The organism is Methylocystis sp. NC52PC (genome assembly GCF_055698645.1).
The window spans coordinates 1,961,299-1,979,989 of sequence record NZ_CP170127.1; the positions used below are offsets into that span (position 1 = coordinate 1,961,299).

Consider the following 18,691-nt stretch of genomic DNA (forward strand, 5'->3'; position numbering starts at 1 on the left):
TCAATGCTCCGGATCGATGAAAAACGATGGCGGAGCGGCGCCCCCGGCAATGCATTCCAGCACCACCCCCGCGGCCGACAAGGCTTCTCCGATCGTCACGTCCATGTCGAGATAGCGATAGGTCCCGAGACGGCCGATGAAGCTGACGCCGCGGGTTTCCCGCGCCAGGCTGATATAATCCTGCAGCAGTCGTTGCTCCTTCGCCTGCCGGATCGGGTAATAGGGAATGTCGGTCGGCCTGCAGTCGCGACTATATTCGCGGTAGCAAATCGTGTTTTCGAAATTCTGCTTCTCCCAGGGCGCGAAATGCTTGTGTTCGGTGATGCGCGTGAAAGGGACGCCGGCGTCGCAATAATTCATCACCGCCGTTCCCTGAAAGTCTCCCGGTGAGTGAAATTTCTCGAAGTCCAAGGTGCGGTAGTTGAGCCGGCCGAGACGAAAGTCGAAAAAGCGGTCGATGGGGCCGCTGTAAAGAACGTGTTCGAAGGTTTCGGACAGGGACTCGAAGGTCGTCTCCCGGCGCAGTTCGACATTCGGCGCATTCAGAATCGCGGCGATCAACGGGGTGTAGCCGTCCTTCGGCATGCCCTGATAGCGATGCGCGAAATAGCTGTCGTCGTAATCGAAGCGCAAGGGCAGACGCTTGAGAACCGAGGCCGGCAAGTCGACGGGCTCGAGTCCCCATTGCTTGCGTGTATATCCTTCGAAGAACGCCTCGTAGAGCTCCTTGCCAATCATGGCGTGCGCCTGCTCTTGGAAATTGCGCGGCGTTTCGTTGTTGACGGCCCTCTCCTGAATAAAAGCGCGCGCCTGCGAAGGGCTCATCGTCGTTTGGAAAAACTGGTTGATGGTCAGGAGATTGATCGGCAGGGAATAGACGCGCCCGCGGGCCACCGCTTGAACCCGGTGCGCATAGGGCATCATCGTGCAGAAGCGCTGCACATAGCGCCAGACCGCCTCGTCGGAAGTATGAAAGATATGCGGTCCGTAGAGATGCGCCATGATTCCGGTCGCGGCGTCGCGCTCGGTTGCGCAATTCCCGCCGATGCGCGTCCGTTCGTCCACGACGAGCACGGCATGCCCGGCTTCGCCCAGGGCGCGGGCGACCACGGCGCCGCTGAGCCCGGCTCCGACAACACAATATCGCGCCAAGAACAGCCTCCTTCGGATTGCAGCGCGCAATGCGCATGGGGCGCGACAACGCCCTCTTAACCACCTTAGACGCGCAAGGCTGGCGCGAGGCTGATCTGTCGTGGGGGTAATTTTTCAAGAAGAAGCGCGCACATAAGTAAGTATACATTCAGGAGGTGCAAGGCGGAGGAAAGTAATCATCCGGTAGAACCGCGACGTGTTCATCTTCTCTTAAGGCGCTCGATTTAAACCAGCTCCTATTGACCGCTAATTGGCGGCCTGGCTCTCGTGTTGGCGGGGCAGATGATCTGCTCCTTTCGGCCCGTGACGCTGTCGGGATGCTTTTCCCCCGACAGCGAAACAAGGCGCCGCTCCGCACGACGTTGTTTTCGCAAAACCCGCACTCGTGGCTCGAAGCCCTCACCGCAACGGTTTCCGGCGGGGCCCTTCGCGCCGGACCGACCATGCCGCCTGACGGACGCGCGTCCGCATGGGCTGGCCGGGCTGCGACACGAGCAGATCCAAACCTTTCAGGGGCTGGCCAATGACCTCGATCATCAACTCGCTTTCCGCCAAACAGATCGCGCTTCTTTCGACCGACACGGTCTCTAAGCTGACGACCGACGACATCGCCGCAATGAAGACCGCTCAGGTCGCCGCCTTGTCGTCGACGCAGCTGGCGGCGCTGTCGACGGATGATTTGCGCGCCTTCACGACCCAGCAGTTCTCGGCGATAAGCGCCAGCGCGATCGCGGGGCTCACCAGCGTTCACATCAGCGCCATGACCACCGCGGAGGTGGCCGCGCTCTCGACCGCGCAGCTCGCGAAGATCGTCGCCTCTTACATTGACGACCTCTCCACCGATCAGGTCGCCGTGATGACGACGGCGCAGATCGCCGCCCTGTCGACGTCGCAGGCCGCCGCCATGGAGACGGCGGACGTCGCCGTCTTGACCGGGGCGCAGGCCGCCGCTTTCAGCGCCAAGAGCCTTGCGGCTCTGTCGACCGACCAGGTCGTCGCTTTGACGACCGCCGCCATCGCGGGTCTGACAACGACGCAGATCAAGGCCCTGACCTCGACCCAGATCAGCGCGCTCTCCACCGACCAGGCGGCGGCGCTGACGACGACCCAGATCGCCGCCTTCGCCTCCTCTCAGATCGGCGGCCTGACGACGGACAGCGTCGCGGCCCTTTCGACCGGGCAGATCGCGGCGCTTGCGTCAAAGACCGTCTCCGGTCTGACGTCCGCGCAGATCGTCGCGATCTCGACCGATCAGGCGGCGGCGCTGACGACCGCGCAGGTCGCTTCTCTCACGACGGCTCAGGCCGCCGCGCTCGAGACGGCGGACCTCGCGGCGCTCTCCACCGCGCAGACCGCGGCCCTGTCCAGTAAGGACATTGCGGTTCTCTCGACGGATCAGGTCTCCGCGATTGAAACGGCTGACCTCGCCGCCCTCTCGACGGGTCAGATCGGCGCGCTCACGACGGCGCAGATCGCCGTGCTCTCGACCGATCAGGTCGCGGCGCTGACGACGACCCAGATGAGCGCTCTGTCGTCCAAGCAGATCGCCGCCCTGACGACGACGGACCTCGCCGCGCTTTCGACCGCCCAGATCGCCGCGATCAAGACCGCCGCAATCGCCGGTCTCACCACCGCGCAGGTGGGCTCCATCTCGACCGATCAGGCGGCGGCGCTCTCGACTGCGCAGGTCTCCGTGCTGTCGACGAGCCAGGCCGCCGCGCTCTCGACCGACAGCATCGTCGCTTTGTCGACGGGCCAGTTCGCGGCCATGACCGCCAAGGATCTCGCCGCGCTCGTTTCGTCGCAAATCGCCGCCATCGAAACGACGGACCTCGCCGCGCTGTCCAGCACGCAGATCGCCGCCTTCACCACGGCGCAGATCGCCAATCTGTCCACCAGCCAGGCTGCGGCCCTGACAACGGCGCAGATCGCAGCGTTTTCCTCCACGCAGGTCGGCGCGCTGACCACCGACGACATCGCCGCGCTGTCGACGGCCCAGATCGCCGCCGTGAACGCCAAATCCGTGGCTGGCCTGACCACGGCGCAGATCGCCGCCCTCACCACGGATCAGGCCGCCGCGCTCACGACTGCGCAAGTGGCCGCGCTGTCGACCAAGCAGGCCGCCGCGCTCGAGACGGCCGACCTCGCGGCGCTCTCCACGACGCAGATTGCGTCGCTCTCCAGCAAGGGCGTCGCAGCGTTGACGACCGACCAGGTCGCGGCCATGGAGACCGCCGATCTCGCGGTTCTGTCGACGGGCCAGATCGGCGCGCTGACAAGCGCGCAGGTCGCCGCTTTGTCCACGGATCAGGCCGCCGCCCTGACCACGACGCAGCTTAGCGCCCTGTCCTCTAAGCAGCTCGGCGCCTTGACCACTGACGGCGTCGGCGCGCTGTCGACGGGTCAGGTCGCCGCGCTCAGCTCAAAGGCCTTCGCCGGCTTGACGACGGCTCAGGTCGCAAGCTTCTCCACCGATCAGATCGCCGCCCTGAGCACCGCCCAGATCGGCGCCCTGTCGACGAGCCAGGCGGCCGCTATTGAAACGGCCGACATCGCCGCGCTCTCGACCGGCCAGATCGCCGCGCTCTCCTCCAAGGGCGTCTCGGTGCTGACCACGGATCAGGTCGCCGCGCTCACCACGGCGGAGGTCGCGGCGCTCACCACTGCGCAAATCGGCTCCCTGACCACCGTGCAGATCGCTGCGCTCTCGACCGATCAGACAGCCGCGCTGACCACCACGCAGGTTTCGACGCTTTCGTCGAAGCAGCTCGGCGCGCTGAAGACCGACGACGTCGTCGCGCTGTCGACGGATCAACTCGCGGCAGTCAACTCCAAGTCGCTGGCCGGTCTCACCACGGCGCAGGTCGGCGTGATTTCGACGGCGCAGGCCGCCGCGCTCACCACGGCGCAGGTCGCCTCCCTGTCGTCGACACAGATTGGCGCTTTGTCCACTGACGACGTCGCCGCGCTGTCGACCGCCCAGCTGGCGGCGGTCGGCGTCAAGGCTTTCGCCGCCCTGACGACGGATCAGATTGTCGCCATCTCGACGGATCAGGTCGCCGCCTTGACGACGGCCCAGATCGCCGCGCTGACGACGGCTCAGGCGGCTGCGATCGAAACGGCCGACCTCGCGGCCCTCTCCACCAGCCAGATCGGGGCGTTGACGACGAAGGGCCTCGCGGCGCTCTCGGCGCTGCAGATCCTCGCGCTCGAAACCGCCGACGCGACTGCGCTGTCGACGTCGCAGGTGGCCGCGCTCACCACGACTCAAGTCGCCGCGCTCTCGACCGACCAGGTTGTCGCATTGACGACCAGCCAGATCGCCGCCTTGTCGTCGGGCCAGCTCGCCGCGCTGACGACGGCGGACGTCGCGGCGCTCTCTACGGCGCAGGTCGCCGCGCTGAGCACGCGCGCTCTCCCGGGCCTGACCAGCGATCAAGTGGTCGCCCTCTCGACCGACCAGGCGGCGGCGTTGACCACCGCCCAGATCGCAGGCCTCTCGACGGCGCAGGCTGCGGCGATCGAGACGACCGACCTCGTGGCGCTGTCGACGTCCCAGATCGCCGCCTTGAGCAGCAGGAGCGTCGCGGCGCTGACGACGGATCAGGTCGCCGCTCTGTCGACCGCTGAGGTCGCCGCGCTGAGCTCCGGCCAGACCGGCGCGTTGACGACGGCGCAGATCGCCGTGCTCTCGACCGATCAGGCCGCGGCGCTGACGACGACCCAGGTCGCGACGTTCTCCTCCGCGCAGCTCGGCTCCCTGACGACCGACAATCTGGCCGCGCTCTCGACCAGCCAGGTCGCCGCCGTCAAGGTCGCCTCGCTCTCCGGCCTCAACGCCAATCAGGTTGGCGCGCTGTCGACCGGCCAGGCCGCCGCGCTGACGACCGCGCAGGTCGCCGCTCTGTCCTCGACCCAGCTCGGCGCGCTGGAGACGGACGACGTCGCGGCGCTGTCGACGAGCCAGGTCGCCGCCGTGTCGGTTTCGGCGCTTGCCGGATTGACGACGAATCAAGTCGTCGCGCTGTCGACCGATCAGGCCGCCGCGCTCGGCACGGCGCAGATCGCCGCCCTCTCGACGGCCCAGGCCGCGGCAATCGAAACGGCCGACCTCGCCGTCCTGTCAACGGCGCAGGTCTCCGCGCTGAGCACAAGAGCGGTGGCGATCCTCTCGACGGATCAGATCGGCGCCCTGACGACGACAGAGCTCGCGGCGTTCAAGACGAGCCAGATCGGCGCGTTGACGACGACCCAGCTCGGGGCGCTCTCCACCGATCAGTCCGCGGCGTTGTCCACGTCGCAGGTCGCCACATTGTCCTCGGCGCAGATCGCCGGGCTGTCGACGGCGAGCCTCGCCGCTCTCTCGACGGGCCAGATCGCCGCCGTCACCACCGCGGCGGTGGGCGGCCTGACGACCGACCAGATCGGCGCGCTCTCGACCGCTCAGGCCGCGGCGCTCACCACGGGTCAGGTTGGGGCGCTCTCCACGGCGCAGGCGGCCGCCCTGACGACGGACGACATCGCGGCGCTGTCGACGGCTCAGTTCGCCGCCTTCAGCGCAGCCGACGTCGCCTCCTTGCTGACGACCCAGATCGCGGCGGTCACCACCTCCCAGGTCGTGGCCCTGACCACGGCTCAGGCGGCGGCGCTGACCACCGAGCAGGTCGAGGCCCTCTCGACCGACCAGGCCGCCGCGCTGGAGACGACCGACCTCGCGGCGCTGTCGTCCAGACAGATCGGCGCTTTGGAAACCGCGGATTTCGCCGCGCTGACGTCGAGTCAGCTCGGCGCGATCAGCACCTCGGGCCTCTCCGGTCTCACGACGGACGACATCGGCGCCTTAAGCACCGCGCAAGCCGACGGCTTTACGTCTTCTCAGCTGCAGGCGCTGAACGGCGACATACTGAACGCGCTGTTTAGGCTCTACAACGGCTGACGCGCCTCTAGCGAAGATCGCAGCGCCGGCGGAGCACCGGCGATCCGCCGGCGCCTCTTGTAGCGTCGTGCGTCGCGTTGGTCGTCTTTCGCCAAACGATGGGAACCGCATGCTCGCGCCCGCAACGTCTCCCGAAGCTATCGCGCAATTCTTCCAGCAGGAAACCGAAAAGGCGCGGTCGGGCCAGCAGCCGCTCGCCGAGCTGTTTGGCGCCGCCGAGACCCTGTCTTCGGCCAACCAGCCTCGGCTCGCCGTCGAGCTTTACAAGATTTGGATCGCATTCAGCGACGCCAATCCGCTCGCATATATGGCCTATTTCAACCTCGCCATTCTTCTGCGCCGCCTCGACGATCACGCCGGCGCCATCAATGCGCTTGCCGAATGCGCGCGTCTCGAGCCGAAGTTCTGGCAGGCGCGCATAAATCTCGGCCGCGTCTTCGAAGACAGCGGCTTCCTCGTCAAGGCGCTGGAACAGTGGAATCTCGCCGTCGCCGGCCTCTCCGGCGTGACCGCCGAGACGCTGAAGCTGAAACTTCTCGCGCTCCAGCAGTCGGGTCGGGTGCTCGAGGCGGCGGAAAGGTTCGACGCGGCGGAACACATGCTCAAACAGGCGATGGAGCTTCGACCCGATCTGACCGAATCGACCCAGCACTGGCTGGCGCTGCGTCAGCGGCAGTGCAAATGGCCGGTCGCCGCGCCGTCCGAATATGTCACGAAGCGCCAGCTCCTCGACGGCATGTCGCCCATTTCGCTGGCGCTTTTCGCCGACGATCCGTTGTTTCAGCTCGCCAAGGCCTATCGTTATAATAAGACGCTCGTGGGACGCCCGACGATCCGCCCGCTGCGCTCGCCCGCGGAATGCAGAGAAACCGCGGGGGAACGGCTGCGCATCGGCTATGTCTCTTCCGATCTCCGAGAGCACGCCGTCGGCTTCGCGCTGGTGGAGCTTTTCGAATTACATGATCGAAGCAAGTTTGAAATTTTTGCCTATTACTTCGGCGACGACAGGCCGGCCGATGAAACGCAGGCGCGTTTCAAGGCGGCCGTGGATCACTGGACCGACATCGCCAAACTCGATGACGACCGCGCGGCGATGGAGATCGCTGAGGACCGGATCGACATTCTGGTGGATCTCAACGGCTACACCAAACATGCGCGCGCCGGCGTCTTCGCGCGGCGGCCGGCGCCTGTTATCGTGAACTGGTGCGGCTATCCCGGCACGATGGGAAGCCCCTATCACCATTATCTCATTGCCGACGCGCATATCGTTCCGCCGGAGAACGAGCTCTACTATTCGGAAAAAGTCTTGCGGCTCGCCTGCAATCAGCCGCTCGACCGCAAGCGGAAGATTGCATGGGACGCGTTGACGCGCGCTGACGAAGGATTGCCGCAGGACGCCTTCGTCTTCTGCTGCCTCAACGGCATGCAGAAGATCACGCCGGAAATGTTTTCGCTCTGGATGACGATCCTGCGCGAAACGCCGGAGTCGGTGTTGTGGCTGCTCACGGGCGCGCAGGCGGTCGACGACAGGTTGCGCGAGCTCGCTGCGCAAAGCGGGGTGGCGCCTGAACGCCTGCTGTTTGCGCAAAAGCGGCCCAATGCGCAGCATCTGGCTCGCATGGCTCTTGCCGATCTCTTTCTCGATAGTTTTCCCTATGGCGCGCATTCCACGGCGGCCGACGCGCTCACCGCCGGCGTGCCGGTTCTGACGCGCCCGGGTCGCAGTTTCGCTGCGCGCTTTTGCGCCAGCGTCACGCGTGCGGCCGGCCTCGACGCGCTGGTGTGCGCGACCTTCGACGAATACGTGCAAAAGGCGATCGCCATCGGCTCTGATCGAGGCCTCGCCCAGCGTTATCGCGCACAATTGGCGCAAGGCCGGGATGCGAGCGTGCTGCGCGACATGAACGCCGCCGCGCGGCGCCTCGAGGAGCTCTATTGCGACATGCGGGACGCGCGTGACGCCGATGCGCTTCCCGTCCCGGACCTCGCCAATCTCGACGTCTATTACGAGATCGGCGCCGAACTCGAGATCGAGCGGGCGAATCTGCTCGACGACGCCGCTTATTTCGCCGCCTATCATGAAAAGCTCGAAGAATGGTCGCGCCGCGCGCCTTTGTCGCCGGATGCGCGGCTGTGGAGGCGCTGATCCTTTAAAAAAATCCCAGCATCTAGAAAAGGACGATTCGCATGTTGGAGACGCTTGCACCGCGCCCGCCGAAGACGATTCTCGTAACATTCGCCGGCAGGCGGGACCGCATGTCGCTCTTGACGCGCTATGTCGATCGCGCGATCGCCGAGGGTCTGATCGACGAATGGCATGTCTGGGATTTCAGCCGCAACGCGGCCGACCGCCTGTGGCTCCGTCAGCAATTTCCGATGACGCAGGCGACGCCCAGCAATAGCTTGGAGTATTTTCGTCGTCCCGAACGGGTCACGCTTGCCGGAAAGCAATGCGCCTTGCGTTTTTCTGTCTACGCCCAAAGCGACGTCCACGTAGGCTTGCGCCCCCTGGGCGGGGACGGCGCAAGCTATGAATTCGTGCTCGGCGGCTGGAACAATCAGGCGAGCGCCCTGCGGCTTTTCGACGATGCGGCGCAACTCGTCGATGTGGCGAGGCGCGATCCCTTGCATCGGCCGCTCGTGGTCTCGGCGACGCCGGGCCTCTTGCCGGAATTTGGATTCGCCGCCGCTGAACTGGATCTCCACGCCGACGAAGTCAGGGTTACGGTGCAGGAAAAGGAAGCTTTGCGCGCCAAGATCGCGATCGCGCCGGGAGATTATGAGCTGCTCTATCGCACCGGCTTCGGCTCGAACGGCGAGTGGCTCTTCAACGAAACAGAAAGGTCGCCCGCGCGTCTCTTTGTCAGAGGTCCGACCGCCGATTATCCGCCCGGGGCCATGTTCTACACGAACGCCTATCAATATTATGGCGCCAATCGCGATCGCTACGGCGGCGACATATTTTTGAAATGCGATGACGACGTCGTCTACATGGACCTCGCGCGGCTTCGGGAGTTCATTGAATTTCGCCGCCGCAATCCGCAGTTTTTCCTGGTCAGCGCCAATGTCGTCAACAATGGCGTCTGCGCCTATTTCCAGCAGATGAGCGGCGCCGTCCCGCAAGATTTCGATGCCTTCGAGATGCCGCCGGGCGGCATGTGGGGCGAAAGCGCAGCGGCTTCACGACCTCTTCTTGAGCAATCCTTGCGCTTTTCGCGACGCGGCCCGCGCGGCCATTCCTTGGCGAGAAAGGATCAGCATCAACTTCGTTTCCTGGCTCGGCGCCGATCTCGTTCACATTCCAGACATCATGACCGATGACGAGCATGACCTTTGTTACGGGGTGCGCAAGCGGGCCCGGAAACTAAATTGCATTTACCCTCGCTTCGTCGCCGCGCATCTCTCCTTCTGGAAACAGGACGCCGAGATGGACGTCGACGCCGTTCTCTCGCGCTATCGGCAACTCGCCGCGCGGGAACTCGAAGCGCCGGCTTACGCCGCTTGACAGGCGACAAAAAACGAGCATTTGGCGCGTCAAGGCATTTCTTACGCGCGTCCGGCGAAACCAACGCTCCCTCGCCGGCGTTAAGGCCGCACCTTGGAAAACGCAGGAGCGAGCCATGGTGAAGCTACCCGAACTCAACCGCCACATGGTGGGCGTTTCGGCGATCGCGTTGGCGCTGCTTGGCTTAGGTTATCTTGCCAATATGGCGGGCGACAATCGTCGGGTCGCGAGCCTCTTAGACCGAGGCGCGTCCATGCCGGTTACTGAGACTTCGCCCTCCGAAACGAACTTCCTCTCCATGCTCAAGAACATTCCGCCCAACGCATTCGGATCGGCTGCGTCTGGCGGAAATACGGACAAGTCCGTCTCGAGCTCGGGGGACTGGACGCCAGACGAATGGCGCGTTGCGGCGGACGCCGTCGCGCGGGCGCGCTCGGGGGCCAAAGGCCAGCCCGCGAACAAACAAGCCGCCCACGCCAGCGCCTCCGGCATTGTGTGGCAGCCGCCCGAGGAAATTGCGAGTCGTAACGACGCGCGGTGAGCGCGGCGCCGCTCGCAGACCGGCAGTCTGGCGCTTTTGCGCCGGGCTGCTTTCTTGCGACCCCGCCTTGCGATAACCTGCTTCTCTCCCGAGCGCCGCGCAGCGTTCAGCGGGGATGACTGGCCGAGACTATAAGTAGAACTATCTAGGTCTCCATCTTTACCGCGTTGCAGGGATTCGCCATGCGCGACGACCAGCAGGAATTGCGCGACACCGCCGCCCGCCTGAAAGCCGTGCTCGACGGCGCCCTCGACGGCATCATCGCGATCGACGAAGCCGGGATCGTTCAATCAATAAACCCCGCGGCGATCCGATTATTCGGCTATCCGAGCGACCAGGTGGTCGGACAAAACGTCAAGATGCTGATGCCGGAGCCCTACCGCGGCAGCCACGACGAATACATCAAGCGTTACCGCGAAACGGGAGAGGCCAAGATCATTGGCATCGGGCGAGAGGTGGTCGGGCAGCGTAAGGACGGCTCCACTTTCCCGATGGATCTCGGAATCAGCGAGGTCAGGGTCGCGAATAATCGCATCTTCATCGGCGTCGTGCGCGACATTACGGAGAGAAAGCAGGCGGACCAGCGCGCCAAGCTCCTTCTGGCCGAGGTCAATCATCGCGCCAAGAACCTGCTCGCCGTTGTTCAGGCGGTGGCGCGGCAGACGGCGAAAAAATCGGAGCCGAGCCTGTTCGCCAAAGCCTTTGGCGAACGCATTGCGGGTTTGGCGGCAAGCCACGATCTGCTGGTGAGATCCGAATGGGCGGGCGTCGACGTGGGCGACCTGGCCGCGTCACAACTCACGCATTTCGCCGACGTCATCGGCAAACGTGTGCGCCTGAATGGTCCCAAAGTGCAGGTGACGCCTGCCGCGGCGCAAGCGATCGGGATGGCGTTGCATGAGCTGGCCACCAATGCGAGCAAACACGGGGCGTTGTCCAATGCCCAGGGGTCGATCGACGTGGACTGGCGCGAGGCCGAGGTTAGCGGTCAAGAAACGTTCCAGATGAGCTGGTCGGAGCGTGGCGGCCCTAAGGTCACGCCGCCAGAGCGAAACGGTTTTGGCCGAACGGTCATCGTCGACATGATCAAGCATACGCTCGGCGCGCAGGTTTCGCTTTGCTTCGCAGACGCGGGCCTGACGTGGACGATGGTCGCTCCCGTCGACCGCGTTTGCCGGCGACAATCCTCACAGACAGATCCGCAGCCCCCCGAAAATCGAGCGCTCGCATGCGCGTCTTGATTGTGGAAGACGAGTTTCTGATCGCCATGGACACGGAGGCCGTGCTGGAAGACGCCGGCTGCGAGGTCGGCGGCGTCGCGGCGACCGTGCAGGAGGCGCAGCGCCTCATCGACGGGAACGGATGGGACGCCGCCGTCGTCGACGCAAATCTCAACGGCGTGAGCGCCGAGCCTGTGGCGGCGCGCTTGCGGCAGCGGGGCGTTCCCTTTGTCGTGATGTCCGGCTATGCGCCCGACCACATGACGGGCGCGCTCGCGCAGGCCCCCTTCCTGTCGAAACCCAGCGAGCCCAATTCCCTGGCGTCGGCCGTGCTCGCGCTGCACAAATGACCGCCGCCTCGGCGGCGTCGGCCGGGTTGAAAATAACCGTAACCTTATTGAATTTACTTGCTTTCTGCCTTCGGCGCGTGCTTTGGAGGGCCCGCCCGACATACCGGAGGCGGCAAAGTGTCTATCTCTGAACTCGAAGACCAATTCGCGAAGTCGCTCGGGAAAAAACTCGAGGACCTGACAGACGAGGAGCATGAAGCCTTCGGCGTCATGATCGCCCAGGGGCTGCGGGAAGCTGCAGCAAAGGAGGCGAAGGACAAGACCTCGCGCTAAGGCTAGTGGCGGAGAGGGAGGGATTCGAACCCCCGATACAGTTGCCCGTATGCCGCATTTCGAGTGCGGTGCTTTCAACCACTCAGCCACCTCTCCGCGGCCCGATCCCGCGTGACCGGCGGGATCCTGTGTGGTGCGCTGCCAATAGCATGCGGGGGCGCCCGCAATCAAGCTCCCCCGATGGCGCGCAGCGTCGCGGCGAGGCCCGGCGAACAGCCTTTTTTTCCAAAGCCTAAAGCTTTTTTTGAAGACCTCGAAACAGCATTTGCGTTCTTGGCCGTCATGAATATAGTGCGCGCCACTGGAGGGGTGGCCGAGTGGTTGAAGGCGCACGCCTGGAAAGTGTGTATACGGGAAACCGTATCGCGGGTTCGAATCCCGCCCCCTCCGCCATGTCCCGACTCTCGCGCCGATAGGCTGCCTTCGCTCGTCTTGGCCCCATGCGGCGGGCCTCGGCGGCGCGCGTCTGCGCCTTTCCTTTCCCATCAGGTTTTTGGCATGATGGCGCTCCAGGGCGCGAGGGTGCGGTCTCGTCCCAGGCTTGCAAGAAGAACAAGCTCGAGCTTCGTACGGCGAGGCGAGCAAAGAGAGCCTGCCGCCATAATGAACATTCTCGGAATCAATTCCGTCTTTCACGAATCCGCGGCCGCGCTTGTGGTCGACGGGAAGGTTGTGGCGGCGTGCGAAGAGGAGCGCTTTTCGCGCATCAAGCACGCTAAGGAGGCCCGGGTCGACAATCCGCATGAGATGCCCGAGCAGGCGGTGCGCTCTTGTCTCGATTCTGCGGGCCTGCGTCCTTGCGACGTCGATATCGTCGCCTATTCCTTCGAGCCTGGACTGAGGCGCCGGAAGTTTCATCCCGAATGGTGGCCCGACGTCGGCCTCGAAGCGGCGTTCCTTCGCGGGCTCGACCAGATCGACGACGCCGTCGCCCGGTTGATGGGGCGGCGCCTCGGCAAGGCGCTCAAATTCGTGCCTCATCACCTCGCGCACGCCGCCTCGGCATATTATCCGTCGGGCTTCGACAAGGCAGCCATTTTGGTCGTCGACGGCATCGGCGAGGCCGATTGCTCGATGCTCGCGCGCGGCGAGGGCAATCATATCGGCGTCATCGCGAGCCTCTCCTATCCCCACTCGCTCGGCTTCGTATGGGAGCATGTAAGCGTCTATCTCGGCTTTTCGCCTCACGACGCCGCAAAGGTCATGGGCTTGGCCGCCTATGGCGACCCGGCGGTCTTTCGGCGCGCCTTTGCGTCAATCATCCAGATTGGCGAGCAAGGCTACGCCGTGGATCGCGAGGCGATCGGATTCCATTCGCTCGAGCCCCGCGGCCTCGATGCGCTGTTCGGGCCGAGGCGGGCGCCGGACGGCGACTTTCTCCCCCATCATATGAACGTCGCCGCCGCGCTGCAGGACGCGACGGACCTTGCGATGCTCGCGCTGGCGCGCCGTCTGGCGCGCGAATCAGGCGGCGGCGCCTTATGCCTTGCCGGCGGCGTCGCGCTCAACTGCGTGACGAATGCGCGTCTCGCGCGCGCCGGCGTGTTCAGCGACATCTTCATCCCCTCGGCGCCGCATGACGCAGGGACGGCGATTGGCGCGGCGCTTGTCGCCCATTGCGCTGCACCCGGGGCGAAGCGCCCGATCGGCGGCGCGACGCCTTATCTGGGCCCCGAATACGACGAACGCGATGCGCTGGCGGCGATCCGCGCCGCCGGACTGAAGCCCCGCAAATGCAAGGATGCGCCGCTGGAGGCTGCAGAAATGATCGCCGACGGCAATATCGTCGGCTGGTTTCAGGGGCGTATGGAGTTCGGGCCGCGCGCGCTCGGCAACCGCTCGCTGCTCGCGGATCCCCGCCGGCCGGATACGCGGGCGACCCTCAATCAGCGGGTCAAGCACCGTGAGGACTTCCGTCCCTTCGCCCCGAGCGTCCTCGCCGAACACGCCGACGACTGGTTCGAGATCGGCCCGCCGTCGCCCAGTCACGAATTCATGCTCTTCGCCTGCCCGACGAAGCCAGGTCGCGCGGCGCGCATCCCGGCCGTCGTCCACGAAGACGGCACTGCGCGCGTTCAGATCGTGCGGCGGGCGGCGAACCCGCGTTATCACGCGTTGATCTCACGATTCTACGAGCGCACCGGCGTGCCGCTCGTGCTCAACACCTCCTTTAACGACAGCGAACCGATCGTCTGCACGCCGGCGCACGCCGTCGCGACTTTTCGGGGCGCGGGTCTCGACGCCCTGTTCATCGGCGACGTTTGCGTGACGTCCGAGAGTTGAGCGGCAAGCGGTTCGGGCTGCGGAAAGTCGCTGCGCCCAAAATATTGATTCGCTAGCGTAACCTGGTCAACCAGCCGAGCAGGGGCATTGACGGCGCGGGGTCGGGTGCTAGACTAACTTCGTTGGGGTCGCGGGTTTTTATCTTTTTGCGGAGGTAGGGCAATGGCGCGTTCATCGGACCACTCTCGGAACCCGCATCGAGGAAAAAAGGCCCTTGGCGTCATCGGCGTATCCTTCTCCCTCGCAGGGGCGGCCTGCGCCGAGAGCAGCCCGGCGGAGGCCGCGACCGAGCCGACGACCAGCAATACGCGCCTCATGGACATGGATCTTCACGAGCAGGAGGTCTTCGACGTCGGCTTGAGCTCTTTCCGTCTGTTCGATCGCGAAGACGTCAAGGAAGCCAAGCCCGAAACCGTCGCCTGGTGGGGATGGGGCTGTCGCGGCTGCAGGGGATGCTGGGGTTGCAGAGGCTGTCGCGGCTGCAGGGGATGCGGGGGCTGCAGAGGCTGCAGGGGCTGCGCGGGCTGAGGTCGGCCTCAGGATAGACCGAGATCGCCGTTGGCTAGAGCTGCGTCGCGCTGGGAATGACTCGGCGCGGCGGGCAGGCGCGTCTCATCGTTGACGGGCGGGGCTTCAGAAGGCGCGCGTTCGCCGCTGAACTTTTTCAGTACAGGCTTTTCCGGTCCAGGCTTTTTCGGTCCAAGCGTCGCGAAACAAATGGGGGCTGGCGGTCGACAGATGACGATGGAAGCGCCCGCGCGGCAATTCGAGGGACGTGTCGGCGGAGCGTTCAGGTTTTCGCCGAATTACTCGGTCTATATCCTTCCGCCCGACGTCGTCTGCCTCTATTCCGAGAACAGGAAGTTCTTTCTGCGCGGCGCGCTGTATTGCGCGCTCGCGGAGCGGATCGGGGCGGGCGAGGATGAGGCCTCGATCGTTCATGCGCTTGCCGCGGACTTTCCGGTCGCCAAGATCGAGGAAGCGCTTCGGCGGCTCATCGATCGTCGCTTCGTCGTCGCTTCCGATGTCGCGCAGGACGCAACAGCCGCCTATTGGGCGAGCATGGGTCTCAATCCGGCCGCTGCGGTTGAGAATCTCCAGAATGTCGGGGTTGCGATCGAACCGCTGGGCGTCGATGGAAAAGACGAACTCGCAGAGGCGTTGCGCGGCTTCGGCGTCAGGGTGGCTGACGGCGAGGGCGATCTGACGGTTGCGCTCGTCGGCGATTATCTCGACGAGCGGCTCGCCGAATTCAATCGCCGGCGGCTCGAGGAAAAGAGGGACTGGCTGCCCGTTCAGCCGACAGGACTGTTTCCGCTCGTCGGCCCGATTTTCAGTCCTGGTAAAAGCGCCTGCTGGAGATGCCTCTCCGACCGGATGAAATGGAACCGTCAGGTCAAGGCGTTTCTGGATCGCAAGGCGGCGCGCTGCGTCTCGGCGTCGCCGCTTGGCGCAGCGTCGCTCGGGCGAAGCGGCGTCTCGCTCGCGGCCGCCGAAATCGGCAAGGCCATCGCCAGCGGTTTTCGCACCGACCTTGGCGAGCATATTGTGAGCCTCGACATGCTGGGCTCCGAAGTGGCGCGCCATTATGTGCCGGCGCGCCCGCAATGTCCGGTCTGCGGCGGCGCGGCGCTGCGTGATCCGGAACGCACGCCCGTTCCCATTCGGCTGCGCGCCGGCGGCAGGATCATCGTGACGAGCGGCGGCTACCGATCCATGACGCCGGTGGAGACGGTCGCTCGCCATCGCAAGCATGTCAGCCCGCTCACGGGCGTCGTGTCGCATCTCGAGCGGATCAGAAGCGACCAGCCGCTCGACGCGAGTTTCGTCGCGCGCCATAATTTCTCGCCTTGTCCGGAGACCGTCGACGCATTACAAGCGGGATTGAGCGGCGACAGCTATGGCAAGGGCAGCACGGCGGAGCAGGGCGAAGCCAGCGCGCTCATGGAGGCGATCGAACGCTATTGTGGGATCTTCCAGGGCGACGAGATCAGACTAACGCGCCGCTTCGTGGATTTTAACGCCGGCGAGGCGATCCATCCCGAAGAGATCATTCACTATAGCGACGCGCAATATGAGGAGAGCGCGCAAGGATGCTGTTCCGGCGACGGGGCGCCGCGCCGTTTCGATCCCTTGGCCGAGACGGAATGGTCGCCCGTCTGGTCGCTGCGCGACCAACGCTTCAAGCATGTCCCGACCGGGCTTTTGTACTTCTTCCATGAATCTGGCTGCGCCAGCCAGTTCAGCGCCGACTCGAATGGCTGCGCGGCCGGCAATACGATCGAAGAGGCGATCCTCCAGGGGTTTTTGGAGCTCGTGGAGCGGGACGCGTACGCCATCTGGTGGTACAACCGCTTGCGGCGTCCCGGGATCGATCTCGACGCGCTCGGCGACAGCTACGTCTGCGACCTGCGCGCCGCTTTTGCGGCGATGGGTCGTGACGTCTGGGCGCTGGACGTCACAAACGACATCGGGATTCCGGTCGTCATCGCGGTGGCGCATTGGACGGAAGACGGGCGCGAGTTCATCGAAGTCGCCGCGGGGGCGCATTTCGATCCGCGCATTGCGACGCTGCGGGCGATGACGGAACTCAACCAGTTTCTCGCGATCGAGCGGCTGCGCGGCCGGCCGGAAGAGACGGGCGACGATTACGGAAACGATCCGCTGCCCCTGCGCAAGCACGCCTATCTGCGCCCGGAGGGGACAGCGGGTTTTGAGCGTTCGCCGTTCAAGGATTTCGTGACGCACGACCGACGCGAGCAGGTGCGCGCCTGCGTCGCGCATATGGCAAAGAAGGGCTTCGACTTTCTCGTCCTCGATCAGACGCGGCCCGATATCGAGGTTCCGGTGGTGCGGGTGATCGCGCCGGGCTTGCGGCATTTCTATCGTCGCTTCGGACCGGGCCGGCTCTATGACACGCCGGTCGCGCTCGGGCTACGAAAGCGGCCGACGCGGGAACGGGACCTCAATCCTTTGTATCCACGGACCTGAACTTGAGCGACGATCAGCCGCCAGCGCCCGCATTGCTCCTTGCCAAATTGGGTCCCGGCGTTTCCTTGGAGGAGGCGGCGGGCGGCGTTCTAAAGGCGCGTTTCGACCGCGAGTCGCTGCTTTTAGGCAAGTTCAGCGCCAACGCTGCGCGCTGCGCCGGGCAGCTTGCCACGGGCGTCTCGCTCTCTCGCCTTCACGAGACTGACACTCCCGAGGAAAGAGAGCTGCGGGGGCTCATCCAGCGGCTCGCCCTCTACGGCCTTGTCGAATATCGTCTCGCCCGCGGTCCCGAGGCGCCGGACATTGTCGTGATCGAACCGCAGATGCGCGATTACCAGCCGAGCCTTCAGAAGCTCGACGCGGCGCGTTCCTACGTTCTGTCGCGCTTTGCCTTCCTGCGGCGGCGGGGCGAGGATATTGTGCTGGAATCGCCTCTTGCCGGCGCTGTGATTCGATTGTGCGACCCGCGCGTCGCGACCGCCCTTGCGCGCCTCGCGACGCCACAGACGCTCGCCGACCTTCGCGGCGCGCCGGAATTTTTTGGAGAAGAGTTCCTCGCGCTGCTCGTCCACAGCGCGATGGCTTTCGCGCCTGATCCCGCCAAAGGCTTACGCAGGAGCGAAGGCGACGGCGATCTCGCTTTGTGGGAATTCCACGATCTCCTCTTTCATATGCGCAGCACCAACGGCCGCCACGCCAATCCAACGGGCGGCCTCTACGCCCATGCGAATCTCGCCCCGCAGCCGCCTGCGGTGCGACCGGCATGGCCAGGTCAGGCGATCGCCCTCGAGGCGATTGCGGATGCGAAAGGCTCCGCCGTTACGGCGCTGCTGCGCCAGCGGCGGTCCGAACGCGTCTTCGATAACGCGCATCCCATCACGCTCGCCGAAGTCGCGCGCTTTCTCGACGGCGCGGCGCGCATCGTTGCACGGCAGAAGCTGAGCGAGGCGTACGGCGAGGAGATGGAGATCGCCGCGCGGCCGTATCCTTCAGGCGGCGCCAGCTATGAGCTCGAGCTTTATCTCGCCGTCGACACATGCGAGGGGCTGCCGCGGGGTTTCTATCACTACGACGCGGATCGACACGCGTTGGTCTCGATCGAGGTGACCGAACGCCAGCTCGACGCGATGATCGATGATGGACAATTTGCGATGGGCGCGCCCGGGCGGCCGCAGATCATGATCACGATGGCGGCGCGCTTCGGGCGCGTGTCATGGAAATATAGCGGCTTCGCCTATTCTCTGGTCTTGAAGCATGTGGGCGTCGTCATGCAGACGCTTTATCTGATGGCCACGGAGATGGAGCTCGGGGCCTGCGCCATCGGCGTCGGCGACATCGACCTCTTCGCGCGGATGACCGCGCTGCCGTTCCATGTGGAAGGCGCGGTGGGTCAGATGGCGATCGGCCGCGCCGCCGCCCAGGGCCCGCCATGACGCGCGA

13 protein-coding genes and 2 tRNA genes are annotated in these 18,691 nt (G+C 64.9%); 13 read left to right on the forward strand and 2 right to left on the reverse strand.

Annotated elements, in window-relative coordinates:
• Nucleotides 1–1,152 (reverse strand): UDP-galactopyranose mutase, encoded by a 1,152-nt coding sequence (gene glf / locus ACETII_RS11455; RefSeq protein WP_472788116.1) that lies wholly within the window; start codon nt 1,150–1,152, stop codon nt 1–3.
• Between the two features lie 523 nt (nt 1,153–1,675).
• On the opposite strand from glf, the gene ACETII_RS11460 reads away from it, so the two are divergent.
• The 8 genes from ACETII_RS11460 (at nt 1,676) to ACETII_RS11495 (ending at nt 11,977) form a co-directional block, all read left to right on the forward strand.
• Nucleotides 1,676–6,088 carry a beta strand repeat-containing protein gene (locus tag ACETII_RS11460; RefSeq protein ID WP_472788117.1) on the forward strand — a complete coding sequence of 1,471 codons (4,413 nt, stop codon included), beginning with the start codon at nt 1,676–1,678 and terminating at the stop codon, nt 6,086–6,088.
• 109 nt (nt 6,089–6,197) lie between these two features.
• Nucleotides 6,198–8,234 carry an O-linked N-acetylglucosamine transferase, SPINDLY family protein gene (locus ACETII_RS11465; protein WP_472788118.1) on the forward strand — a complete coding sequence of 679 codons (2,037 nt, stop codon included), beginning with the start codon at nt 6,198–6,200 and terminating at the stop codon, nt 8,232–8,234.
• 41 nt (nt 8,235–8,275) lie between these two features.
• The gene (locus tag ACETII_RS11470) at nt 8,276–9,409 is read left to right on the forward strand and encodes a DUF6250 domain-containing protein (protein WP_472785559.1); all 1,134 of its coding nucleotides are present in this window, start codon (nt 8,276–8,278) and stop codon (nt 9,407–9,409) included.
• Nucleotides 9,399–9,593 (forward strand): hypothetical protein, encoded by a 195-nt coding sequence (locus ACETII_RS11475; RefSeq protein ID WP_472785560.1) that lies wholly within the window; start codon nt 9,399–9,401, stop codon nt 9,591–9,593. The genes ACETII_RS11470 and ACETII_RS11475 overlap by 11 nt, the downstream gene beginning before the upstream one ends.
• A gap of 115 nt (nt 9,594–9,708) precedes the next feature.
• Nucleotides 9,709–10,134: a hypothetical protein gene (locus ACETII_RS11480; protein WP_472785561.1), complete on the forward strand. Its 426-nt coding sequence runs from the start codon at nt 9,709–9,711 to the stop codon at nt 10,132–10,134.
• Nucleotides 10,135–10,316: 182 nt separating this feature from the next.
• On the forward strand, nt 10,317–11,375 hold the full coding sequence (locus tag ACETII_RS11485; RefSeq protein ID WP_472785562.1) for a PAS domain S-box protein: 1,059 nt from the start codon (nt 10,317–10,319) through the stop codon (nt 11,373–11,375).
• Nucleotides 11,363–11,704 (forward strand): response regulator, encoded by a 342-nt coding sequence (locus ACETII_RS11490; RefSeq protein ID WP_363346019.1) that lies wholly within the window; start codon nt 11,363–11,365, stop codon nt 11,702–11,704. Before ACETII_RS11485 ends, ACETII_RS11490 begins: the two co-directional genes overlap by 13 nt.
• Nucleotides 11,705–11,821: 117 nt before the next feature.
• Nucleotides 11,822–11,977 (forward strand): hypothetical protein, encoded by a 156-nt coding sequence (locus ACETII_RS11495; RefSeq protein ID WP_363346021.1) that lies wholly within the window; start codon nt 11,822–11,824, stop codon nt 11,975–11,977.
• A 6-nt stretch (nt 11,978–11,983) separates the two neighbouring features.
• Here ACETII_RS11495 and ACETII_RS11500 read toward each other — a convergent pair.
• Nucleotides 11,984–12,073: transfer RNA gene (locus tag ACETII_RS11500), tRNA-Ser, on the reverse strand.
• A gap of 207 nt (nt 12,074–12,280) precedes the next feature.
• Here ACETII_RS11500 and ACETII_RS11505 point away from each other — a divergent pair.
• The 5 genes from ACETII_RS11505 (at nt 12,281) to ACETII_RS11525 (ending at nt 18,684) form a co-directional block, all read left to right on the forward strand.
• A tRNA-Ser gene (locus ACETII_RS11505) sits at nt 12,281–12,370 on the forward strand.
• 210 nt (nt 12,371–12,580) lie between these two features.
• Complete coding sequence (locus ACETII_RS11510) at nt 12,581–14,260, forward strand: carbamoyltransferase family protein (protein WP_472785563.1); 1,680 nt, start codon at nt 12,581–12,583, stop codon at nt 14,258–14,260.
• 162 nt (nt 14,261–14,422) lie between these two features.
• The gene (locus tag ACETII_RS11515; RefSeq protein WP_363346025.1) at nt 14,423–14,788 is read left to right on the forward strand and encodes a hypothetical protein; all 366 of its coding nucleotides are present in this window, start codon (nt 14,423–14,425) and stop codon (nt 14,786–14,788) included.
• A gap of 210 nt (nt 14,789–14,998) precedes the next feature.
• Nucleotides 14,999–17,251: a TOMM precursor leader peptide-binding protein gene (locus tag ACETII_RS11520; protein WP_472785564.1), complete on the forward strand. Its 2,253-nt coding sequence runs from the start codon at nt 14,999–15,001 to the stop codon at nt 17,249–17,251.
• A gap of 2 nt (nt 17,252–17,253) precedes the next feature.
• Nucleotides 17,254–18,684, forward strand: coding sequence for a SagB/ThcOx family dehydrogenase (locus ACETII_RS11525; protein ID WP_472785565.1), 1,431 nt, complete (start codon nt 17,254–17,256; stop codon nt 18,682–18,684).
• Nucleotides 18,685–18,691: the final 7 nt, after the last annotated feature.